Raw genomic sequence first — 23,470 nt, 5'->3', positions numbered from 1 at the left:
GGTGGCGACGCAGTCTGCGCATCTGGTCCACGGCATGGGGACCGCGATGGAGCCGCCGACCTGGCCCGCCATCACCGCCGACGAGGCCGAGGCGGTGATCGCACGCTTTCCGGCAGCGAGGCAGATGACCGGGCTGCACTGGCATTCGCCACGGCCGTTCTCCGCCGCGACGCTGGTGCACACCATCACCGGCGCGTTCCTGTTGAAGCGCCACCATCACCGCGTTCGCACGGTCGATGGGCTCGCAGAGGAACACGCGTTCATCGCGCACCTCGCAGGTGCTGGCGTATCGGTGCCTGAGGTGATGGCGACCGCGGACGGTGCGACGGCGGTGGCGAGCGGCGCCTGGTCGTACGAACTGCACCGCGCGGCGCCGGGTGTGGACCTGTACCGCGACAGCCTGTCCTGGACGCCGTTCGCCTCGCGCGCGCATGCCCATGCGGCGGGGGTGGCGCTCGCGACGCTGCACGAGGCGGCGCGCGGTTTCGCTGCCCCGGCGCGTCGCCGTCAGCCGTTGGTTGCAAGCTTTACGATCCTGCCCGCCGCCGATCCGATCGCCGCGGCCGAAGCCTATGTTGCGGCTCGCCCCGCTCTGGCCGCGTTCTTGAACGCCAAGCCGTGGCGACGCGAACTCGGGCGGCTCTTCGAAAGCTTGGGGCAAGGACTCGCGCCGTTACTTGCCGACCAAATGCCGCTGTGGACGCACAACGACTGGCACCCGTCCAACCTGCTATGGGCGAGCGACGGTAGTGTCGAAACCGTGTTCGACTTCGGACTCGCCGATCGCACCTGCGCGGTCCACGACATCGCCACCGCGATCGAGCGCACCGCGGTTCGCTGGCTCGAGCTGGGGCAGGGGACGGACGACATCGGCGATCCGGCGGCAGCACTCGCGCTGCTCGCCGGCTATGCCACGATCGCGCCGCTGGGCGGTACCGACGTCGCGGCGATCGTCCGCCTGTTGCCGCTTGTGCATCTTGAGTTCGCGCTGTCGGAAATCGAGTATTTCGCCGCGGTCGTCGAAGACCCCGCGTCCGCGGCACTGGCCTGGGACGAGTATCTCATCGGTCACGCCGCGTGGTTCCAGTCCGCTCCGGGCCGGGACTTGCTCCGCGCGATCGAAGCCGGAGCGCTTCCTCAATGACCGCGTTCGAGATCGTCGCGGTCGTGGTCAGTGCCGCGGGAATCTGGCTGACCGCCACGCGTCGCATGCTGTGCTGGCCAGTCAACCTCATCGCCTGCGCGCTGTATTTCAAGCTGTTCCTCGACGTCCGGCTGTATGCGGACATGGTGCTGCAAGCGCTGTTCGGACTCGCGATCCTGTACGGCTGGGTCGCCTGGAGCCGCGGCAAGGACATTGCTGGCGATGTGGTCGTGGTGCCGCTACGCCCTGCGCAGGCGCTCGCCGGTCTCGTTGCGGGCGCGGTCGGCGCTGTCGCGATCGGCTGGTTCACGAGCCGCTATACCAACGCCGCGCTGCCGTGGATGGACGCCGCGCTCAGCAGCTTCAGCCTGGTCGCGCAATATTGGACCGCGCGCCGCCACGCCGCGAGCTGGCTGCTCTGGATCGGCGTGGACGGTTTGTACGTCGGAATGTTTCTCGTCAAAGGGCTGGTGCCGACTGCAGGGCTCTATGCAGCGATGATCGTGCTTGCCGTCATCGGGTACAGGCAATGGCAACGGGCCGAAACCATAGGGCCGGCTGCCGCTTGATGGCCCCCACTTGATAGCGGTTGCCGCCGAGGTTGCCTGACGACCTCGTGCATGCTCTACCTACTCCTACAAATAGGATAGTCTGGAGAGGATGTCGCGATGATCGACCCATGTCACGCCGGGTATGCGCGTCGCCAAGTCCTGACCGGCGTCGGCAAGGCGGCGTTAGTAGCGGGATTGTCGGCAGGCCACGTGTCGGTTCTGAACGCTGCCAAGCCGTCCTCGTTGGCCACGACGCTCCCGTTGCCGATGGCGCATCTCGTGCCGTTCGACATGGCCGACGTGACGCTCGGCGACGGACCGTTCCTACATGCACAGCAGAAGACGTTGGCCTATCTGCTGACGCTCCAGCCCGACCGCATGCTCCACAATTTCCGCGTGAATGCCGGGCTGCCGCCCAAGGCCCCGGTCTATGGCGGGTGGGAGTCGGATCCAATTTGGGCGGATATCAACTGTCATGGCCATACGCTCGGCCATTATCTGTCGGCGTGTGCGCTGGCCTATCGATCGACCGGGGACTCGCGGTTCAAGACGAGGATCGACCATATCGCGCGCGAACTTGGCGCGTGTCAGGTGGCATCGGGCACCGGGCTGGTCTGTGCCTTTCCCGACGGTCCCGCCGTCGTGGCAGCGCATTTGCGCGGCGAGGCGATTACCGGTGTGCCCTGGTACGCTCTGCATAAGGTCTATGCGGGGCTGCGCGACGCAGCGTGTCTGGCCGACAGCGACACCGCACGTACCGTCCTGGTGCGGCTCGCGGACTGGGCCGTGGTCGCGAGCCGGCCATTGAGCCCGGCGCAGTTCGAGACGATGCTCGACACCGAGCATGGCGGCATGAACGAAGTGTTCGCCGACCTTTACGCGATGACCGGCACGCCCGACTATCTCCTGATGGCGGAGCGGTTTTCGCATAAGGCGATCCTCACGCCACTAAGCCAGCACCGCGATCATCTCGACGGACTGCACGCCAACACGCAGGTCCCCAAGATCATCGGCTTTCACCGTGTCTGGGAGATCACGGGCAAGCCCGAATATCGCGACGCCGCGGCGTTTTTCTGGAAGACGGTAGCGCTGACCCGGTCGTTTGCTACCGGTGGGCACGGCGACAACGAGCATTTCTTTCCGGTGGCGGATTTCGCCAAACACGTGTTTTCCGCAAAGGGATCGGAGACGTGCTGCCAGCATAATATGCTGAAACTGACACGTGCGCTGTTCCTGCAAGATCCGCAGGCGGGCTACGCCGATTACTATGAGCGCACGCTCTATAACGGCATCCTTGCGTCGCAGGATCCGGATAGCGGCATGGCGACGTATTTCCAGGGTGCGCGGCCCGGTTACATGAAGCTGTATCACGCGCCCGAAACCGCATTCTGGTGCTGCACCGGCACGGGAATGGAGAACCACGTCAAATATCGCGACTCGATCTATTTCCACGACGATCACGCGCTGTACGTGAATTTGTTCGTGCCGTCGGCGGTCCGGTGGAGGGATCGGGACGCGGTGCTGACGCAGACGACCGCGTTCCCGGAGTCTTCGACGACGATCCTCCGCTGGACGGTAAAACGCCCGACCGAGGTCGCGCTCAAACTACGTCATCCAGGCTGGAGCCGCGCGGCGGTCGTTCTGGTCAACGGCGTCGAGGCACTGCGCTCCACCATCCCCGGTCGCTACCTCGAGATCGTCCGCGTCTGGCGGAACGACGATACGGTGGAATTGCGTCTGGACATGCATCCGGTCGCCGAGCGCTCGCCGGCCGCCCCGGATATCGTCGCATTCACCGTCGGTCCGCTGGTACTGGCCGGTGCGTTCGGGCGAGACGGGCTTGCGCCGGGCGCGGACATCATCGTCAACGAGCGTAAATATGGCGATTACAATGCAGCGCCGTTCACGCCACCGACGCTCGCCGGCGATCCCGCGACGCTGGCGAACGCGATCCGCGCTAGCCATCGTCCACTCGAGTTCACGATCCCCTCCGCCGACGGTCAACCGGTTCGCCTGATCCCGTATCACCGCATCGCCCACGAGCGCTACGCAACCTATTGGCAAGTCCAGCCGGCGCCGGCCTGACCCGAGGCCAGTTTCACAGTTTTCGACAGCGGTTGAAGCGATGCCGGCACGGCGCGTAACAAGATTACCGTACGTAACGTTACTGTCGCGAAACGTTCGCTCAAATGACGCAGACGATACCTAGTGGCGCCGGGGGTGGCAGCGTCGCCACGGGGAAAAATCAACGATGCATATGGTCAAAGGTCTGTTGCTGGCCTCGGTTCCGCTTATCCTGACGTCCGGTGTTGCCACCGCGCAGGCACAAGAGCGCGCGGACGCCGCCTCACAAACATCTCCCTCAACGGATGCAACGACCGGCGACAATGGCGAGATCGTCGTCACCGGCAGCTACGCGCGCAGCCTGCGCGCCGCGACCGAGACGAAGCGTCGCGCGGATTACGGCGTCGACTCGATCAATTCGACCGACATCGGCAAGTTCCCGGCGCAGAACGTCGCCGAGGCGCTGCAAGTGATCCCCGGCGTGACGATCACCCGTCCGCGCGGCGAGGGGCTATACGTCAGCGTCCGCGGGCTCGGGCCACAGTTCCAGAGCACATTGCTCAACGGCAGCACGGTCGCGCTGAACGACCTGATCGAGAATGGTGGCGCGAACGGCCGCCAGTTCCGGTTCGAGATGCTGCCCGCCGAATTCACCTCCAGCATCGACGTCGTCAAGACGCCCACCGCCAACATGACCGAAGGCGCGCTGGGCGGGAACATCGACGTCAAGACGTTCCACCCGCTCGACGTCGGCAACAAGACCACGGTCAATCTGCGCGGCACCTATACGAGCCAGACCGACAAGGTGAAGCCGAATGCGACGGTCATCACCAGCGCGACCAACGCCAGCGGCACGTTCGGCATCCTGGCCGGCGCGCAATATTGGCAAAAGGCCGTGCGCAACGATCGCTTCCTGAACTTCGGCTGGAATCTGGACAAGTTCACCGCGCCTGCCTCGGGGGGCTCGCGACCGGACTCTACACGCCGACCCGCACGCGGCCGACAATCGAGACTGAGGATCGTAAGCGGATCTCGGGCATGGTCTCCGCGCAGTGGAAGCCGAATGCCGAGTTCGAGACGACGCTCGATATCCTCGCGACCCGGCTCGACGTCGCCTATGACGAATTCGGCCTCGACATCTATCCCGACGACGCGAGCGTTGCGGGGCATCGCCCGGTAATCGTCCCCGGCAGCGTCAAGCTCGACGGCGATACCGTTATCTCCGCGACGATCAACGACGTGCGCTTCATGGCGTCGCGCGAATATAGCCTTAATCGCCACGACCTGCTCAATATCGGCCTGCGCCAGACCTGGGATTCGGATGCCTGGCACGCGTCGGGTGCGGTGAACTGGTCGAGTGCGCACAGCTATCATCCGAACTATAACGAAGGCACGGTACGCAGCCGCGCGATCTTCTTCGCGCCACTGACCTATGACGCGTCGGCCGGCTACAAGACGATCCCGACCTTCACGACCACGACCGATGCGATCAACCCGGCCAATTACCAGCTGTACCAGTTCAACATCGCGCCCAAGGACAGCAAGGACTGGGATTTCTACACCCGCGCCGATCTGTCGCATGATTTCGACGGGTTCATCACGAAGCTCGCGGCGGGTGGCGAGTATCACTGGCGCAAGCGCGATTATTTCCGCCGCGACTTCAACGTCAATCCGGCCGCCAACACGCCGCTGTCGAGCCTCGGGTCGGGCGCCTACGAGCAATTGCCGTACGACGATTTCCTGAAGGGCGTCTCGGGCAACACGCTGCGCCAGTTCCTGGTGCCCGTCACGCAGGCCTATCTCGACGCGTTCTTCACCCCCACGGTGCAAGCGTCGGCGTTGACCGCAGGCGATCTGCGCTCGTCGTTCGTCGTGAAAGAGAAGATCTGGGGTGCGTATGCGCGAGCCGATTACGGCTTCGACGTCGGTGCGGTGCCGGTCACCGGCAATGTCGGCGTGCGCTATGTCCACACCGATCAGGTCGCGAGCGGTACGCTGACGACGGGTAGCGTCGCGACGCCGGCGAGCTTCCCCAAGACGTTCAACAACTGGCTGCCGAGCTTCAACCTGCGCGCCGAACTGACGCATGACCTGATCGGGCGCCTTGCCGCGAGCCGCGTGCTGACCCGCCCGAACGTGACGGACAGCGCACCGCGGATCACCGTGTCGACCGACGCGCCGACCGCGAGCGGCGGCAACCCGCAACTCGTGCCGTTCCTCGCGACGCAGTTCGACGGCTCGCTCGAATGGTATTTCAACCGCGCAGGGTCGCTGACGGGCGCGGTGTTCTACAAGGCGATGGACGACTATATCACGCAGCAGAACGTCAACATCGACATCCCCGGTCGCGGCACGGTGCTGCTGTCGACGCAGGTCAACGGCGGCGACGCGAAGGTGTATGGCGTCGAGGCGGCCTACAACCAGGTCTTCACCTTCCTGCCGGCGCCGTTCGACGGTCTCGGCGTGCAGGCGTCCTATACGCACACCTCGGTCAAGGCGAGCTACACCGCCGGCGCGCGGCCGATCCGCGACGAACTGATCGGGCTGTCGAAGAACAGCGCCAACATCACAGGTTTCTACGAGAAGGGGCCGATCTCGACACGACTGTCGTACGTCTGGCGCGACCGGTATCTGTCGGGCACCGGCAGCACCACGCAGGCGCCGGTCTATACCGCGCCGTTCGGATCGCTCGACGGTAACATCTCGGTCAAGGCGAGCGACCGGGTGACGTTCAGCCTGGAAGGCATCAACCTGTCGGGCGCGCATCTCTACACGTATAACGACGACGAGAACCGCTTCGGTGAGATCAACTATTGGGGCCGGACCGTGTTGTTCGGCGTGCGGGCTGAATTCTGATGCGGACCTTCGTACTCGCAACGCTGTTGGTTGGTCTGTCGATCGGTGGCTCGACCCAGGCTGCCGCGCCCGTCCGTGCATCGGGCCAGGGGCCGGCGCGGATGAACGATATCCAGGTCGTCGGCTCGCACAACAGCTTCAAGGCGACGATTCCGGATGCGGTGATGGCCGAGCTGCGGCGGCGGGATCCGAAGACTGCGGCGGCGCTCGATTATTATCATCTGCCGCTGGCCGCACAGCTCGATCGCGGCGTGCGGCAGCTGGAGATCGACATCTTCGCGGATCCGCAAGGCGGTCGCTATGCCGATCCGAAGGGCGAGCGGCTCGCACGGGCGGCGGGGGAAAAGACCGCGTTCGATCGCGCGGCCATGCTGCGCCCGGGGTACAAGGTGTTCCACGTTCCCGACATCGACTATATCTCGACCTGCGTGACGTTGCAGCGTTGCCTCGGCGAAGTGAATGCCTGGTCGCGCGCGCACCCGCGCCATCTGCCGATTATGATCACGATCAACGCCGCCGATACGCAAGCGTCGCCGCAGGTCGCGGCACCGCTGCCGCTAGACGATGCCGCGCTGCTCGACTCGCTCGACCGTGAAATCCGCCAGGCGATACCGGGACGGCGGCTGATCGTGCCGGACGAGGTACGGGGCAATGCTGCGACGCTGGCGGCGGCCGTGCATAACATGGGCTGGCCCACGCTGGATGCTGCGCGCGGTCGGATCTACGTCCTGCTCGACGTCCGTCCGGCGGTCTCGAACGCGTATCGCGCGGGGCATCCGTCGCTGCAGGGGCGGGCGATGTTCGGCTGGTATCCCGACGGTGAACCCGAAAGCGCGATCCAGATCGTCCAGGATCCGTTGGTCGACGGCGCCCGCATCCGCGACTGGGTGAAGGCCGGCGTGATCGTCCGGACGCGGACCGACGCCAACACCGTCGAAGCGCGCACGCACGACATGACCAAGGCAAAGGCGGCGGCGGACAGCGGTGCGCAGGCGGTCAGTACCGACTATTATCCAGGCGCTCCCGACCCGCAGGGGTTCGGTTTCGCGGTGACACTGCCCGGTGGAGCGATGGCACGGTGCAATCCGGTGCTCGTCGCGGCGCCGTGCACGGTTGCGCCTTGAGGACCGCCGCTGCCGCGCTCTCGCCACCCTTTCGATGACCGTCTAAACGTCGGCTATCATGGAGGATAGACGCGTGACGGTCGAACTATACGGAATTCCGAACTGCGACACGATGAAGAAGGCGCGGACCTGGCTCGACGCGCGCGGTGTCGCGTACGCCTTTCACGACTACAAGAAAGAGGGCGTCGCGGAGGACCGGCTAAGGCGTTGGATTGGTATCGCGGGCTGGGAGGTGGTGCTCAACCGCAGCGGCACGACGTTCCGCAAGCTGCCCGAATCCGAGCGCACAGATCTGGACGCAGATCGTGCGGTCGCGCTGATGCTCGCGCAGCCTGCGATGATCAAGCGCCCCGTGCTCGAAGCGGGGGAGACGCTGCTGGTAGGGTTCACGCCCGAGCGGTATGACGCGGCGGGGCTGGGTCACGCTTGAAGGAGTTTATAATGCCTGTTGCAACCTGGAATGGCCACGAGATTGCCCGGTCGGACGATACGGTCGTGGTCGAGGGCAATCATTATTTTCCCGCGGACAGCATCGACGCGGCGCTGCTGGAGGATAGCGCAACGCACTCGAACTGCCCGTGGAAGGGCGTCGCGAGCTACAAGACGCTGGTCGTCGACGGAAAACGCAACGTCGATGCGGTCTGGTATTATCCGACCCCGAAATCGGCCGCGGCGGAGATCGAGGGCCGCTACGCGTTCTGGAAGGGCGTGACGGTCGCCTGAGGCGCAATAGGACCGACGATCCTCCCCTTGCGAGGGGATGATCGTCGGGTCCAATCATATCGCGCCGGAGAACGTATCGCACTGCGCTGGGTCGCCGCTGTCCAGCCCGCGCTTCAACCACGTCTGGCGCTGTGCCGACGTTCCATGCGTGAAGCTGTCGGGCACCACGCGGCCTTGCGATTGCTTCTGCAGCGTATCGTCGCCGATCGCCTGCGCCGCGGTCATGCCTTCCTCGATATCGCCTGCCTCGAGCCGCGACCGGTTCGCCGCCGCCCAGACGCCCGCATAGCAATCCGCCTGGAGTTCGAGCTTCACCGACAGCGCATTGCCTTCGGTTTCGCTGGCCTGACGCTGCGCCTGCTGGACCTGCGCATTGGTGCCGAGGAGCTTCTGGATGTGATGGCCGAACTCGTGCGCGATCACATAGTCCTGCGCGAAGTCGCCATTCGCCTTGAAGCGAGTCGAGAGCTCGTTGAAGAAGCTCGTGTCGAGATAGATGCCCTGGTCGGTCGGGCAATAAAACGGCCCCATCGCCGATTGTGCCGCACCGCAGCCCGAGCGGCCGTTGCCGTCGAAGAAGACGAGCTTGGGGGCTTCAAAACGCTGGCCGTTCTTCTGGAAGATCGCTTCCCAGGTGTTGTCCGCCGAACTGAACGCGTTGCACGCGGCCTTGCTCTCGGGCGTCAGGTTGCAACTCGATGTCGTGTCCGTGCCCGCACGGGGCGGTCCGCTCTGGGTGGTCGGGGCGGAGGACTGGCCGCCACCAAGCAGGCCGCCGAGACCGCCCATGCCACCGAACACGGCCATCAGGATCAGCACGACGACGATCCCGCCACAGCCGAAGCGGCTGCCGATCATCGGCAGCAGGCCCATCAGCAGCCCGCCACCGCCGCCGCCAAAGCCGCCGCCTCCGCCGCCCGACCCACGTTGGTCCTCGACGTTGATGTTCGGATCGTAATCGTCGAGCCGCATGAATATGCCCCTTTTCGTTTCTGCTTGGGAACGAAATGCGCAAGGTGGCGCTAGAGTTGCACGGCGGTCGAATCCGCTGCGCAAAGCGATTGGGGAGTGTGCATGTTCCTAAAGGGCAAGACCGCGGTCATCACCGGATCCACCTCGGGGATCGGGCTCGCTTATGCCAAGGCGTTTGCCGCCGAGGGCGCAGCAGTGGTGCTCAACGGCTTCGGCGATGCGGACGCGATCGAGCGGGAGCGCGCGGCGTTGGCGGAGATCAGCGGTGCGCTCGCGCTGTACGATCCGGCTGACATGACCAAGCCCGACGAGATCGCGGCGATGGTCGAGCGGTCAGCGACCGAGACCGGCAGCGTCGACATTGTCGTCAACAACGCGGGCATCCAGCATGTCGCCGGGATCGCCGACTTTCCGATCGACAAGTTCGACGCGATCATCGCGATCAACCTGTCCTCGGCATGGCACATGATGCGCGCCGCGGTGCCGCACATGCGCGCGAAGGGCTGGGGCCGGATCATCTCGACCGCGTCGGCGCACTCGCTCGTCGCGAGCCCCAACAAGTCCGCCTATGTCATGGCCAAGCACGCAATCGCAGGGCTGACCAAGACGATCGCGCTGGAGACGGCGACCGACGGCATCACCGTCAACTGCATCTCGCCGGGCTATGTCTGGACCCCGCTGGTCGAGAACCAGATCCCCGATACGATGGCGGCGCGGGGACTGACGCGCGATCAGGTGATGAACGACGTCCTGCTCGCCGCGCAGCCGACCAAGGAATTCGTCACGCCCGAACAGGTGGCGGCGTTCGCGCTGTTCCTCTGCCGCGACGAAGCCAAGGCGATCACCGGCGCAAACCTGTCGATGGATGGTGGCTGGACCGCGGCCTGAGCGATCTGGCGGCACGGGATAAATGCCGTTGCGGTCGGGTATGCCAAAAGCATAGCATCTGTGTTGTGTAGAGGAACGATGACGATGCGGACTTGGCTAAAGACGACCGCATGCAAGACGATCGTGACCTGCGGGTCGATCGTCGTCAGCGTCGCGCAGGTCGGCGCTGTGCCGCTGCCCGATCGTCAGGATCGTGACATGGACTGGCGCCGGGTCGCGACCGAGGCCGATCGCGGGCGGTTGAGGGGTGGCGCGGTGCGTGGATCGACGCGCTGGCGCAAGTCGACCCCAAAGAGGTCGCGGGCGATCCGATATTGTTCAACCCGGATCGCTCGCTCGTCGATCCGTTGCCGCCCGAAGGCGCGTATCGGTGCCGCACCTACAAGCTGGGCGCGCGTGCCGGGATCGGTCCGACCTTCACCATGTCGGGATGGTTCGCCTGCCGGATCGGTACGGGCGACGACGACGGCGAGAAAGTGGTCAGCCTCGTCAAGCTCGACGGATCGCAGCGCCCGGTCGGTACGATCTTCGCCGACACCAACGCGCGGGCCGTCTTTCTCGGGACGATGGAGCTGGGCGACGAGAAGCGGCCGATGCGCTATGGCCGTGATGCCAACCGCGACATGGCGGGGCTGATCGAACGGATCGGCGCCAAGCGCTGGCGCGTCGTGCTGCCCTATCCCAGGTTCGAATCGGTGCTGGACGTGGTCGAACTGGTGCCCGCAAACTAGCGTGGCGAGGCGGACGTCGGTTGAGTGAGCGCTGCCGTCGCGGACTGATACGCGGCCACGGCCGACGCCGACGTTGCGGGTACGGCGCCGACCGGCACGATTGGCGCAAGGCTCGCGAGATACGCCTTGCCGTGCATCCCGACCGGGATGACCCGACCGATGTTCGCCGCGCCGACCGCCTTCAGATACGAGCGCGGCTTCTTCATCAGCTTGGGCTGGTCGAGCCCCGACAGTCCGACGATCCGCGCCGCTTCCTTGACGAAGTGGACGCAATTGTGATCGCCGAGACGGTACACGCTGTCCGGCTTGCCCTCGCTCCACGCGTCGACCAGCTTCAGCACCTGCGTATATTGGACGTCGGTCATCACCACCGAGAACTGCGCGTCGCTGCCTGCGACATAGGTAGGCTTTGCGATGTCGAGCTTGCCCGAGACCGGGCCCATCAGCAGCGCCGGGGATACCGATTTCGCGGTAAAGCCGAAGTTCGCGTCGACCGGCGCGCTACCAGCGTCGGGTACGCCGCGCAACGTGAAGAACGCATGCGGGAAGCTGTTGCCGAGCTCGTGGCTCCAGAAGGTGATGGTAACGGCAGCCTGTGCGGGGAGCGCATATCCCAAGCACAGGCAGAGCAGGGCGATCAGCCGAAATAGCGGTCTCATTCCCCAATATTATTTGAGAATGTCGAGCCTTGCCAGTAGGATGAGTCTGATTTTCATCAGTGTGGCGTGGTAGCCACATCAGCGGTGTCCGGCGTTACAGGGGTATGGGCGAGCGTCGCGTTCTCACGCTTCTCGGGTCGGATGTAGATCGACGACAGCGTCGGGACGGCGGCGCGAAGTTCAGTCTCCATCGCCTCGATCATCGTCTCGCCATCGCCCATCGTCACTGAATCGTCGAAGTCGGCACTGATCGCCGCGAAGATGCTCTCGGGCGCCGTGTGGATCGTGCGAACGTGATTGACCGAGACGACCGCGGGATGCGCCGCGACGATTTTGCGGATCGTGGCGATCACCGCGGGGTCGGCGCGCTCGCCGATCAGCAAGCCCTTTGATTCGCGGGCGAGCAGGACCGCGACCATCGCGAGGATCACGCCGATCGCGATCGACGCGGCCCCGTCGATCCAAGGCTGGTTGAACGCATGGCTCGCCCAGATGCCGATCCCGGCGATCACGAGGCCGGCCAGTGCCGCCGAATCCTCGAACAGCACGATGAACCCGGCGGGATCCTTCGACCGGTGAATCGCGTCCCACCATCCCAGATCGCCCTTGGCCTTGGCGAACTCGCGCATCGCGATCGTCCAGCTGCTGCCCTCGAGCGCGAACGAGATCGCCAGCACGACATAGGCGACCGTAGGGCTGGTTAGCGGCTCGGGCTCGCGGATGTGGCGCCAGCCCTCGAAGATCGAAACGCCCGCACCGATCGCGAAGATCAGGATCGCGACGACGAACGCCCAGAAATACAGCTCGCGACCATAGCCGAACGGATGCGCCTCGTCGGCGGGGCGCTTGGCCTTGCGCTGGCCGTAGAGCAGCAGCACCTGGTTGCCGCTGTCGACCACCGAATGGACGCCTTCGGTGAGCATCGACGACGATCCGGTCATCCCGGCCGCGACGAATTTCGCCACGCCGATCCCAAGATTAGCGGCGAGGGCGCCATAAAGGACGATGTCGTCCTTGATGCGAGCAGTCAGTGTCTTGGCCATGCTGCCGTCCTACACGAGGGAGGAGCGTTGGAAAGGGCCCGCTTCGCAACGGGTTGCAAAGCCGCTGCGATCCTCACCCGCAAGGGGAGGTGGCTGGCGCTTGCCAGACGGAGGGGAGGAAAGCGCGACGGATGTTGCGTAGCCTCCCCTCCGTCGCCTACGGCGCCACGTCCCCCTGGCGGGGGAGGATCAAAATAAACGGGAATACCCGCCGATGGACGAGCCATCGGCGGGTACCTTTCCTCCCCAGGAAACTGTGTGAAGCGCGTCAGCCAAGCCGGCCGAGGCGGTGGTACAGCGCACTCATCCGCGTCAGGCGTTCGTCGTCGATCGAGGTCTTGCTGATCATTTCGCCGAGCACTTCTTTCATCAGCGCGAAGTCATTGGTCGAGAAGACGGCGCGGGCACGGGGTTGTTCGGTGGTCGTCTGCATGGCTTGCCTCCTTCGATGGATCGTTTTGTCTCTCTCTTTACAGGCTGCGCGTTCGGAGAGAGGCGATGCACATGCAATACCGCGCAATGCCGGTCGGTTGGAACGTAGTACCGGACCGTCTCAGCGTCGTGGTGTCCGTTCCACTTGTGTTGCTCCTGTCGATCTGTAAATATCGTGACAGGAGGGTTTGCGATGGCGGAACGGAAATTGCTGGCGGGGCATGCGATCCGTCGCTTGCGGCGCGGGGCGGGGCTTACGCAGGCGGCGATGGCCGACATGCTCGCGATCAGTCCGAGCTATCTCAACCTCGTCGAGCGTAACCAGCGGCCGGTATCGGCGACGCTGCTGATCAAACTGGCGGAGAGTTTCGACTTCGATCCCCGGTCGCTTACCGCAGCCGAGCCCGGCGGCGGCGCGGACGCGATCCGGCGCCGGCTGGCGGACCCGATGTTCGCCGACCTTGAGATCGACCGCAACGAAGTCGAGGAATGGCTCGCCAGCGCGCCCGGCGGCGCGGCGGCGTTCGCGCGCGTGTTCGACCGGATCGGCGATGGCGCGGTAACCGAAGCCGGCGACGATCCGGTGACTTTGGTGCGCCGCGAGATCGAACGCTGGCGCAACCACTTCGCCGATCTCGACGCGGCGGCGGAGGCATTGGCGGATGAACTGCGGCTTGGTGCGGGCGATCTGTATGGCGCGATCGCCGAACGATTGCGCGCGAAGCACGGCCTGACGATTAGGGTGCTGCCCGCCGACGTGTTGCCGGACATGCTCCGCCGGCTCGACCTGCATGCGCGCCAGTTGCAGCTGAGCGAGATGCTCGACCCTGCCTCACGTACGTTCGCGGTCGCTTTCCAGCTCGGCCAGATCGAGGCAAAGGCGGAGATCGATGCTCTGGCCAAGGGGGCGGGTTTCACCGATCGCGCTGCCGAGAGGCTTTATCGTCGCCATTTGCTCGGGTATTTCGCCGCCGCGCTGATGATGCCGTATGCGCGGTTCCTGCGTGGCTGTGAGGCCACCGGGTATGACATCGAGCTTTTGCAACGGCGTTTCGGCGCGGGTTTCGAACAGGTCGCGCACCGGCTGACGACGTTGCAGCGCGTCGGTGCACGCGGCTTGCCCTTTTTCATGATCCGGATCGACCGCGCGGGGCAGGCATCGAAGCGCTACCCCGGCGCAAGCGGTGCTGCATTGGTCGAGGCGGATGGGCGTTGTCCGTTGTGGCGCCTGCACCACGCGTTCGACCGGCCCGGCAGCCTGATGGTGCAATTGGTCGAGCTGGAAGACGGTGCACGCTGGCTGACGATGGCGCGGACGGTGACGCCGCAAGGCAGTCGCTTCGGTGCGGTGCATGCCGAGTTCGCGATCGGTCTCGGCGTTGCCGCGTCGCAGGCCGGCGTGCTGGCGGCGGCAAGCGGCTTCGACTTGGCGGGGAGGGCGATGCCGATCGGTCTCGGTTGCCGCGCCTGCTTTCGTAATGATTGTCCGCAACGCTCAATCGCGCCGGCAGGGCGGGCGCTGCTGATCAACGAACGCGAGCGGCGTACGTCGGCACTGACGTTTGCGGGCGACTGACGCGGTGGCAACGCAACCGGATCATTGCACGCTGTGCAAAGCTTCTAGCTGGCGATTTGGTGTCATTCCGCTATATCTTCCGTTCGCGCCACAGGAAATGGTAAGCAAAAAACATGCGGTTGATTAACATAGACTGGACATCGGACGCGGTTATATTCCTCGTCACGGTATTCGCCTTGGTCGTTGTTACAGTCGTCATGCTGGAAAGACTTTTTCCAAAAGGACGAGACAAGCGGCGGCGATCGGCGGAAAAATCGAATGAAATCATAGACTAGATATTTTGAGATGACGTGATCATCTCTGGGTGAAGAAAAATCATCAAACTCCCGTTTTTCCACCAGTCCGCAGAGTATTCCCCCGAACCTATAGACCAAGCAGCGACGTGCCAACGCTGAGGACATTCACACGGGTACCCAAGGGACAGCCCGTGCGCTAACCGTGATTTGCGTCCTCTGGTGATTTGGGGCGCATGGGGGAAGTGTAATGGCGCGTGTTCTGATATTCGGTTTCAGCGTCACGGAAGAAACCGCCGGCTTCGTTCCCTTGGTCAGACGCGCCTTGTCGGGCGAGATCGCGGTCGAAAGAAAGGCGCTCGGCGGCGCGGCCATTCCTGTCGTGCCCTATCTCGGGCGGCTGCTGCGCTACGATCGGTACGACTACGTGCTGTTCGAGATTGCCACTTGTCTGCGCTATGCCGAGGCTGATCCGGATCGCTATGACCGTGAACTGGCGGAGATCGTCGCGCAGGTGCGGCGGGCCGGTGCGATGCCGTGTTTCGTCAACCTGTTCCGCGGCCCGGTCGATTATCGGACCGATCGGCTGATCCGAGCGATCCGCACCCTGGCGGAAAAGGACGACCTGCCACTGCTCGACCTCACCGATACTATGGTCGAAGCGAAGGCGGAGGGGCGCCTCGCGGACCTGTTGCGCGACGGTACGCATACTACACCGCTGGGGGCCGCGTATTATGCCGATGCGATCACCGCGTTCCTGCGTCGCATCGTCCGGGATCGACCCTGGGCCAATCATACCGATACGGTTTGCGAAAGCCGTTTCCGGTATATTCCTGCAACCAGCTTCGGTCCGGTGGCCGGTGTGATGGAACGCAAGGGTATCAAACTGCCGTATGTCGAGCTTGCGGCGGGCGCCGTGCTCCGCGGCACTCTGCCCGAGGGATTGACGTTCCGCGGGTTGCTGTTCGCCATGGGGCCGACGACGGGAATTTTCGAAGTCGCGTCCGGGGGGATGGCGCACAAGGCGACCGCCTATGATGAATTCAGCTATTATCGACGCTTTTCCTATTGGCTTCGTAGCCTGCCGCAATCGCGCAACTTCATCGTCCGGCAACTCGATCTCGAACCGAAGGCCGTGCTGCGCAAGGGCGAGCGCCATGACGGTCCCCGCGTTGGACAGATTGCCGGCATTCTCGCCGAAGAGATCGGCGAGCCGGGCGTGACCGACCAGACCGACTGACGCGCAGCAGGTCGGCGGACACAGCCATCGTCCGGGTCCCGGCGCGCGCAACGCTGCTGTAATGGGGGCGGGTGCTCCCGATGCGTTGACGTCCGCGAGGCTTGCCAATAGCCAGCCTGCATGTCTTCCGTCGCTCCCCCGCCCGCGGATGCGCGACCCCGCGCGCCACGCCACCTGATATTTCTGCGAGGATCGATCATGCCGTTTCCTGATCGCTACGACGTCCTGATCGTCGGTGCAGGCCATGCCGGGTCGCAGGCGGCGATCGCGCTGCGCCAACGCGGGTTCGACGGAACGATCGCGCTGCTCGGCGATGAGCCCTCGCTGCCCTATGAGCGACCACCTTTGTCGAAGGAGTATCTCGCGGGCGACAAGCCGTTCGAGCGCATCCTGCTTCGGCCGGCAAGTTTCTGGGACGATCGCAGGATTACGCTCCTGCCCGGGCAGACGGTCGTCGAGGTCGATCCCGACGCACACACCGTGACCACCGCCGAGGGCGTCGCGGTCGGATACGGAACGTTGATCTGGGCGACCGGCGGGGTGCCACGGCGTCTGCCGTGCGCGACGCATGATCTGGTCGGCGTTCACAGCGTACGGACGCGCGCGGATGTCGATCGAATGATCGCGGAGCTGCCGGCCGTCGATCGCGTCGTCGTGATCGGTGGCGGGTATATCGGGCTCGAGGCGGCCGCGGTGCTTACCAAGCTCGGCAAGCGGGTAACCGTCCTGGAGGCCCAGGACCGCGTGCTCGCGCGCGTCACGGGTGCGGCCGTGTCGCAATTCTACGAAACTGAACACCGCGCGCACGGTGTCGACGTTCGCACGAGTGTCGGCGTCTCGGGTATCGAAGGTGCCGCGGGGGTGGTCAGCGGCGTTCGCCTCGTCGACGGCGATGTCGTGCCCTGCCAGATGGTCATCGTCGGGATCGGCATTATACCCGCAGTCGGTCCGCTGTTGGACGCCGGCGCCGATGGCGGCGCGAATGGCAGCGATGGCGTGCGCGTCGACGATCATTGTCGCACCACGGTGCCGGATATCTTCGCGATCGGCGATTGTGCCGCGCATGCCAATGCGTTCGCGGAGGGACAGGTGATCCGTCTGGAATCGGTACAGAATGCCAATGACCAGGCGACCATTGTCGCAAAGACGCTGACGGGCACGCCAGAGCCGTATCACGCGGTGCCGTGGTTCTGGTCGAATCAATACGACCTGAAGCTCCAGACGGTCGGTCTCTCGTCGGGGTACGACCAGACGGTGCTGCGCGGCGATCCGGCTACTCGGAGCTTCTCGCTAATTTATCTGAGGGGTGGACGGGTAATCGCACTGGACTGCATCAACCGCGTCCGAGACTACGTGCAGGGCCGCGCACTGGTCACCGGCTCGGTCGAGGTGGATGCAGCCGTGCTGGCGGATACGTCGATCGAGCTCAAGACACTGGGTGTTGCCGCTATCGAGCGCTGAACGATCCGCGAGCCTAGGTTGCACGTGGTGCGGGACACCGTACAGGCGGCAGCGATCAGGCCAGCCACCCGCCGGTGAAGCCGGCGCGCTGCAGCCCGCGGCGGATGTGTGGGTTGCGCTGCATCGTCAACCACACCAGCCCGGTCCGCCAATTCTCCATCATCACGACGATCGCACCCTGGTCGATCCCGAGATAATCGCCATCGACCCAGCCCATCTTCGGATCGATGCTGCCATGCTTGAGCGGTGCCGACGCAGCGGTCAGCGTCGGGTTGAACGAGTCGAGAAACCCGTATTTGCCGTAGATCTGCGTGCCGTAGCGACCATGCATCGTCTCGATCGCGCGGCGTGCCAGTTCGGGCTCGAACGCGATCGACGCCGCCGCCGCGGTGGGTGCGAGCGTGCCGTCGTCGCGATCGTCCGGCCCGCGCGCGGAATAGCTGAAGAACTCACGCTTGCGCCCGCCGAGGTCGATCGTGAAGTCGCCTGGCCCGTCGCACGCGGTCAGTCCCCAGACGTCGGGGCCGTAACCGCTCCACCCACCCGGATTGGCGATTGCATACGCCCGCTGCGCGCGCACCGCTCTGCGGCTGTTCTCGAAATAATCGATGCCCTTTTTCGCCATGTAGCGGTCGCGGATGCCGCGGAAGTCGATCCAGCAATGGCTGTATTGATGCACGAACAGCGGTGCGAAATGGATATGCGGTTCGCCGCCCCATTTGTCGGTCCACTGCGCGTCGAAGCGATCGGTCCACGCGTCCCAGGTTTCCGCCGGCAAAGCGTGCGTCGGCGAGCCGAGTGCCAATACGTACAGCAGCATCGCCTCGTTAAAGATGTTCCAGTCGTGCGGAATAAAGCCGCTTTCGGGGTGCCAGCCCATCGACATAAACGGCGGCCGCGGCACGATCCAGCTCCAGTCAATCGCCGCATATAGCTGATCCGCAAGCGCCCGGATCCGGATCTCGCCGGGATGATCCGAGTCGAACCAGCTCTGCGCGAACAGCACGCCGCCGATCAGGAGCGCGGTGTCGATCGTCGACAGTTCCGCACGCGCGAACCGGTGCCCCTTGGTGGTACCGAGGAAGTGGTAGAACAGCCCCTTGTAGCCGCTATCGTCGCTCTTGCTGTCGCCCTGCGGCGCGGCGGCAAAGAATTCCAGCGTAGCGAGCGTGCGAGTCCGCGCCTCGTCGCGCGTGATCCAGCCGTTGACGACCCCGATCGGGTACGCGGTCAGCGCGAACCCGACCGCCGCGATCGACGCGAACGACGGTGTCGGCCAGCGATCCGGTGCAAGCCCGGTCGCCGGATCCGTCGTCTCCCAGAAGAACCGAAAGCTGCGCTGATGCAGATCGGCGAGCAGCGCGGTCGGCATCGCCGTGCCGCTAGCCGTACCGGTCGTGGCGCCGGTCCCGCTGCCGAGCCGAGTAGCGGACGGCATCGCGCAGCCGGCCATAAGTCCCGCCAGGCCCAACGTCGTGTGGCCCAGCAACTGCCTGCGATCGATCATGGCGTCCTTCGGTTACTGATAAGCGAGTAGAAACGGGACGCGGTGTAACCGCGTCCCGCTGGTGTGTCTTAGAACGAGAAGCCCGCCGACAGCTTGACGGTACGCGGTGCGTTGCCACCGATGCTGTAGGACGACCGCTGACCAAAGGCCGGATCGCTCGCATTGGCGTTGAAGTCGACATAGTTGCGATCGTTCATCACGTTCAGGATATCGAGCCGCATCCGGACCCGCGCCTGATCGTTCACGAAGCCGATCGGAACATATTTGGTGAAGGCGAAATCGAGCTGACGGCGACCCCAGGCATCGCCGAGGCCGGCCGTCTGCCGTCCGACCAGGACACGCCCGAACGGATCCGCATTGTCGATGAAGCCCTTCACAAAGCTCGGCGATTCGATCTGGAACTTGCTCGAGAACGTGACGCCGATCGGGGTGTCGACGCTGCCCGCGATCACGAACCGGTGACGCGGCACGCCGGACGAGCGCAGCGTCGGATAGTCCGAGATCTGCGCATAATCGAGCGAATAGGTCTCGCCGAACTGCCGGTTCTCTTCCGCTCGGGTATAGGTGTAGGTGGCGTCGATGCTCCACGGCGAAGATGCCGAATACACCTTGGTCAGCTTGAAATAGGCGGCGTCCGAATTGGTCTTCAACCCATTGCTGCCGAGGATGATCGAGCCGTAGCCGCTCGGCGTGAAGGTGAAGGGCGATTGCGGGATATCGGTCGCCGAGGTCGGATCGTTGAAGAAGAACGAGCCGTCCGGACGGCGGTTGCCGAGCAGGAAGACGAACCCGTCGTTGCTTTCGATATGCGTGACGCCGACCTCCAGCTCGACCGGTGAGAAGCGACCGCGCACGCCAAGGCTGAACTGGTCCGAATAGGGCACCTTCAGGTCGTTCTTCATGAAGCGGAACTCGCTGCCGCCGCCGGTCGCGGCGCCGAGCAGTTGCTGGCGCCCGGCATCAGTCAGGTAGATCGGATTCCAGGCTATGCAGGTCTGGCTCGGCGTGCAGGGATTGACCGAGTCGTTGCCGATGAAGTTAAAGCTGCGGACCTGGAACCGGCCCTGGCTGACTTCCTGCTGGAGGAAGTCGAACTGGTTGCGGTCGTAGGACCGGCCATAGCCGCCGAACATCGAGAAGCGGCCCGCCTCGTCGAAGCGATAAGTGAAGCCGAGACGCGGCTGCCACGCACCCTTGAACGCCTTCCGCTTGCTGCCGTCCGTGATGAAGTCGTTGATGTTATAATCGGCGCCGATGAGGTTCGGATAGTTTTCGGGCGACACCGCAGCCACATTGACCGCGGGCGTGACGTAATCGAGATAGGCGGGGGTCCGCTCATAGTCCCAGCGCAGGCCGAGATTCAGCGTGAGGTGGCTGGTGACGTCCCAATCGTCCTGCGCGTAGAAGCCGATCTGGAAGTTCTTGGACCGGACCGTCGCGTTACCCGAGGCATCCGTCGTCGCACCGAACTGGAGCCGATAGGGCAGCGTGTCGTTGAAGGCGACGCCGGGGATCGCGTTGACGTCATAGGTGTATAGCGGGTTGGTCAGGTTCTGCTCGAGCGAATTGAGCTTTACCCATTTGGCCTTGCCGCCCACCTTGATCGTATGGCCCTGGAAGCCAGTGAAGGTGAAATCGTCCTGGAACGTCCAGCCTTTCTGGCCCTTCGACTGGAAGTTGCTGCCCGCGCCGAACCGCAAGAGGTCAGTCCGCGAGACGGCCGTTCCGAACCGCTGGGTCGCCTGGAAGAATTGCGTGATGCCGTCGCTGGCGGGCGTCGGCGAAAAGACCGCATCCTCATAGGACAGGCGCACATCGTTGATCCACTGGTTGCCGGTATGCTGCCAGCGCAGCAGCCCGCGCTTTTCGTCGACCTTGTTGAGCGTGGACGTGCTCGCCGCGTCGATCCCGGTCGTGTTCTGGAGGCCCGATTCCTTGCGGTACTTGCCGGACAGTTCGATCAGGTCGTTGTCGGTCGGCACGATGTCGATCTTGCCGAAATACAGGTCTTCCTTGAATGTCTGCGCGAAGGTGCCGAAATTGTCGCGATACTGCTCGGGGACGGACGAAATCGGGAAGTCGTTGTTCGGGCGGACGTCATACGGGCTGGAGATGCGCTTGCCTTCGTAGGTGCCGAAGAAGTGCATCTTGTCCTTGATGATCGGGCCACCCAGCGCGGCGCCGAACTGTTTGTTGCTGGTGTCCGCCTTGGGGATGTTGGTCGGGAAGATTTCGCTCGGGCGGCGGTCGCGCAGATCCTGATTGGTGAAGTCGAAAAACGCCTCGCCGTGAAACTCGTTGGTGCCCGACTTGGTGCCCGCGGTGATCGCGACCGAACTCACCTGGTCGAACTCGGCCTTGTAGTTGGACGACAGCACCTGATATTCGCCGATCGCGAGCTGCGGAAAGGGGTTGCCCGAGCTGGTGTCCTGGCCAGTGATGCCGTTCTTGAGAACATAATCCTTCTGGCTGACGCCATCGATGAAGACGTTGACCGTGCGGCTGTCCTGCGCGCCACCCTGGATGCGCGACGTGCCGCTCGAATCCTCGAGGAAGCGGACGCCCGGTGCGAGATCGGCGAAGGCGAGGAAGTTGCGGTTGTTCTGCGGCAACTGCTCGATCAGGCGCGACGAGATGACGCTGCCGACCTGGCCACCCGACAGCGAACGGATGCGGTTGCCGGTGACGACGATCTCGTCACCGCCGGTGGCTGCACCAGCGGCGGGCGCATCGGCGCCGGGGGTGCCGGCGGGTTCGGCGCCAGCGGTCGCAGCGGGCGCGGTAGGGGCTGACAAGTCAAGATCGAGCCCGGCGACCTGGCCGACACGCAGCGTGAGGGCGTCCGAATTGCGCGTGCCGTTGCGCTGCTTGATCTCGAGCCGATAGGTGCCCGCACGCAATGAGGCGAAGTTGTACGCGCCGCGAGCATCCGCTGGCACGGTGCGCCGCAAGCCCGTGGAAATCTCGATCGCGGTGACCTCGACGACCGGATTGTCGGCGGGTGCGGTGATCGTGCCGCGCAGCGAAGCCTGGCCGACCTGCGCAGCCGCCGGGGCAGGCGCATACAGCAGCCCGCCGGACAGCGCAGTCAGCGAGACGACCGCCGCACGCAACATCATCTTGTTCATGGTAGTTCCCCTATTCCCGATTATTCGGGTTTCTCGTTGTGGACGTTGGAAAGATTCTGATTGGGCTGGGCACTCAGCCTCGGCCCGGTGGACTCGCGCACGATCACGATCGGTACGCGCTGCTCGACACCGCCATCGTCGTCGCCCGCGATCGCCTTCACGAGCCGGGCGACCGCGCTGGCGCCGAAGCTGGCGATGTCGATGCTCGCCGAGGTGAGCGACGGCGAGATGAGACGGGTGAGGGGGATGTCGTCGAAGCCGCAGATCGCGATCTGGTCGGGGACGACGATGCCGGTGCGCTTGAGCGTCATCATCGCGCCGATCGCCATCATGTCGTTGGCGGCGAAGATGGCGTCGATATCGGCGCCCTCCTCGACCAACGTCGCAGCGGCAGCGGCGCCCGATGGCTCCTTGAAGTCGCCGGCCAGCACGCGGAGCGGAAGCCCGGCGCGCGCGCACGCCTCCTGCGCACCGCGCAGTCGTTCGTCGGCATCGATGTTGCCGGCGGGCCCGGAGATATGGACCAACCGCCGCCGGCCGGTGGCGATCAAATGCTCGACCAGCGCCGAGGCGCCGGCGACATTGTCGATCCGCAATTCGGTACGACCCGAGTGTCCCGGTGCGCAATTCACCAGCACGGCGGGCATGCCGCGGGGCAGGTGCGCGAGCAGTTCGTCCGCAGACACCTGCGGCGCCATCACCACCAGCCCGTCGACCCGGCCGCGCATCGCGTGCAACGCCGCGACGCCGCGCTGCGCATCGCCGTGCATCACCATCATCATGCAATACAGGCCGCGCTCGGACGCCTCGCGGTCCATGCCGCGCAACAGTTCGGAGAAGAATTCGCCGTGCAGGTCGGGGACGACGACGCCGATCATGCCCGACTTCGCCGAGCTCAGATGACGCGCCGCGGCATGGGGGACATAACCGAGCCGCAACGCGACGCTCTCGATGTGCTCGCGCACTTCGGGGCGCACGTTGCTGTGCCCGTTCAGCGCGCGCGACACGGTCGCCACCGACACCGCGGCTTCGCGGGCGATATCACGGACAGTGGCGTGCGGCATGAAGCGTCAGGATCCCCTCTTGCGCCGATCTTACGTCTCGCGACCGGCATCTTGTTCTTGATGTAACCGGTTAC

Annotated in this window: 19 protein-coding genes and 1 pseudogene; 13 read left to right on the top strand and 7 right to left on the bottom strand. The window is 64.6% G+C overall.

Translation table 11 applies throughout. The annotated features are described in order from the left end of the window. The first annotated feature begins 1 nt into the window (after window position 1). The 8 genes and pseudogenes from QP164_RS07390 to QP164_RS07355 all read left to right on the top strand — a co-directional run bounded on the left by QP164_RS07390 (window position 2) and on the right by QP164_RS07355 (window position 8,462). Window positions 2-1,144, top strand: coding sequence for a phosphotransferase enzyme family protein (locus QP164_RS07390; RefSeq protein WP_333922729.1), 1,143 nt, complete (start codon window positions 2-4; stop codon window positions 1,142-1,144). Next, entirely contained in the window at window positions 1,141-1,713 is a 573-nt protein-coding gene (pnuC, locus tag QP164_RS07385; RefSeq protein WP_333922728.1) for a nicotinamide riboside transporter PnuC, read from the top strand. The genes QP164_RS07390 and pnuC overlap by 4 nt, the downstream gene beginning before the upstream one ends. A 99-nt stretch (window positions 1,714-1,812) precedes the next feature. Then, complete coding sequence (locus QP164_RS07380) at window positions 1,813-3,780, top strand: glycoside hydrolase family 127 protein (protein ID WP_333922727.1); 1,968 nt, start codon at window positions 1,813-1,815, stop codon at window positions 3,778-3,780. 166 nt (window positions 3,781-3,946) lie between these two features. After that, window positions 3,947-4,414 (top strand): annotated as a pseudogene (locus tag QP164_RS07375) (TonB-dependent receptor plug domain-containing protein); the annotation flags it as partial. A gap of 227 nt (window positions 4,415-4,641) precedes the next feature. Then, the gene (locus tag QP164_RS07370; protein ID WP_333922726.1) at window positions 4,642-6,615 is read left to right on the top strand and encodes a TonB-dependent receptor; all 1,974 of its coding nucleotides are present in this window, start codon (window positions 4,642-4,644) and stop codon (window positions 6,613-6,615) included. Continuing rightward, window positions 6,615-7,739: a Ca2+-dependent phosphoinositide-specific phospholipase C gene (locus QP164_RS07365; protein ID WP_333922725.1), complete on the top strand. Its 1,125-nt coding sequence runs from the start codon at window positions 6,615-6,617 to the stop codon at window positions 7,737-7,739. The genes QP164_RS07370 and QP164_RS07365 overlap by 1 nt, the downstream gene beginning before the upstream one ends. Window positions 7,740-7,812: 73 nt before the next feature. Continuing rightward, on the top strand, window positions 7,813-8,169 hold the full coding sequence (locus tag QP164_RS07360) for an ArsC family reductase (RefSeq protein WP_333922724.1): 357 nt from the start codon (window positions 7,813-7,815) through the stop codon (window positions 8,167-8,169). An 11-nt stretch (window positions 8,170-8,180) separates the two neighbouring features. Beyond that, complete coding sequence (locus tag QP164_RS07355; RefSeq protein WP_056418405.1) at window positions 8,181-8,462, top strand: DUF427 domain-containing protein; 282 nt, start codon at window positions 8,181-8,183, stop codon at window positions 8,460-8,462. 54 nt (window positions 8,463-8,516) lie between these two features. Here the strand turns inward: QP164_RS07355 and ypfJ are convergent, their stop codons facing one another. Beyond that, window positions 8,517-9,434, bottom strand: coding sequence for a KPN_02809 family neutral zinc metallopeptidase (gene ypfJ / locus QP164_RS07350; RefSeq protein WP_132739772.1), 918 nt, complete (start codon window positions 9,432-9,434; stop codon window positions 8,517-8,519). Window positions 9,435-9,536: 102 nt separating this feature from the next. On the opposite strand from ypfJ, the gene QP164_RS07345 reads away from it, so the two are divergent. Beyond that, on the top strand, window positions 9,537-10,322 hold the full coding sequence (locus tag QP164_RS07345; protein ID WP_332754149.1) for a 3-hydroxybutyrate dehydrogenase: 786 nt from the start codon (window positions 9,537-9,539) through the stop codon (window positions 10,320-10,322). A 203-nt stretch (window positions 10,323-10,525) separates the two neighbouring features. Beyond that, window positions 10,526-11,053 (top strand): DUF4893 domain-containing protein, encoded by a 528-nt coding sequence (locus QP164_RS07340; protein WP_333924204.1) that lies wholly within the window; start codon window positions 10,526-10,528, stop codon window positions 11,051-11,053. Here QP164_RS07340 and QP164_RS07335 read toward each other — a convergent pair. The 3 genes from QP164_RS07335 to QP164_RS07325 form a co-directional block, all read right to left on the bottom strand. Continuing rightward, window positions 11,050-11,712 carry a hypothetical protein gene (locus QP164_RS07335; RefSeq protein ID WP_333922723.1) on the bottom strand — a complete coding sequence of 221 codons (663 nt, stop codon included), beginning with the start codon at window positions 11,710-11,712 and terminating at the stop codon, window positions 11,050-11,052. The genes QP164_RS07340 and QP164_RS07335 overlap by 4 nt on opposite strands. Before the next feature lie 56 nt (window positions 11,713-11,768). Continuing rightward, window positions 11,769-12,755, bottom strand: a complete 987-nt coding sequence (locus QP164_RS07330) for a cation diffusion facilitator family transporter (protein WP_333922722.1) — start codon at window positions 12,753-12,755, stop codon at window positions 11,769-11,771. Between the two features lie 268 nt (window positions 12,756-13,023). Next, on the bottom strand, window positions 13,024-13,188 hold the full coding sequence (locus QP164_RS07325) for a hypothetical protein (protein ID WP_164913371.1): 165 nt from the start codon (window positions 13,186-13,188) through the stop codon (window positions 13,024-13,026). 192 nt (window positions 13,189-13,380) lie between these two features. On the opposite strand from QP164_RS07325, the gene QP164_RS07320 reads away from it, so the two are divergent. The 3 genes from QP164_RS07320 to QP164_RS07310 all read left to right on the top strand — a co-directional run bounded on the left by QP164_RS07320 (window position 13,381) and on the right by QP164_RS07310 (window position 17,697). Further along, entirely contained in the window at window positions 13,381-14,763 is a 1,383-nt protein-coding gene (locus tag QP164_RS07320; RefSeq protein ID WP_332754145.1) for a helix-turn-helix domain-containing protein, read from the top strand. Window positions 14,764-15,246: 483 nt separating this feature from the next. Next, window positions 15,247-16,236 carry an SGNH/GDSL hydrolase family protein gene (locus QP164_RS07315; RefSeq protein WP_333922721.1) on the top strand — a complete coding sequence of 330 codons (990 nt, stop codon included), beginning with the start codon at window positions 15,247-15,249 and terminating at the stop codon, window positions 16,234-16,236. 198 nt (window positions 16,237-16,434) lie between these two features. After that, window positions 16,435-17,697, top strand: coding sequence for an NAD(P)/FAD-dependent oxidoreductase (locus QP164_RS07310; protein WP_333922720.1), 1,263 nt, complete (start codon window positions 16,435-16,437; stop codon window positions 17,695-17,697). Between the two features lie 55 nt (window positions 17,698-17,752). Here QP164_RS07310 and QP164_RS07305 read toward each other — a convergent pair whose 3' ends face one another. The 3 genes from QP164_RS07305 to QP164_RS07295 all read right to left on the bottom strand — a co-directional run bounded on the left by QP164_RS07305 (window position 17,753) and on the right by QP164_RS07295 (window position 23,396). Then, window positions 17,753-19,204, bottom strand: coding sequence for a glucoamylase family protein (locus QP164_RS07305; RefSeq protein ID WP_333922719.1), 1,452 nt, complete (start codon window positions 19,202-19,204; stop codon window positions 17,753-17,755). 68 nt (window positions 19,205-19,272) lie between these two features. Further along, window positions 19,273-22,332 carry a TonB-dependent receptor gene (locus tag QP164_RS07300; protein WP_333922718.1) on the bottom strand — a complete coding sequence of 1,020 codons (3,060 nt, stop codon included), beginning with the start codon at window positions 22,330-22,332 and terminating at the stop codon, window positions 19,273-19,275. Window positions 22,333-22,352: 20 nt separating this feature from the next. Next, window positions 22,353-23,396, bottom strand: coding sequence for a LacI family DNA-binding transcriptional regulator (locus QP164_RS07295; RefSeq protein ID WP_333922717.1), 1,044 nt, complete (start codon window positions 23,394-23,396; stop codon window positions 22,353-22,355). Between the last annotated feature and the right edge of the window lie 74 nt (window positions 23,397-23,470).

Source organism: Sphingomonas sp. LR59 (assembly GCF_036855945.1).
GTDB lineage: Bacteria > Pseudomonadota > Alphaproteobacteria > Sphingomonadales > Sphingomonadaceae > Sphingomonas.
The sequence above is the reverse complement of the archived record's forward strand: the minus strand, read 5'-3'. Positions and strand labels throughout refer to the sequence as shown.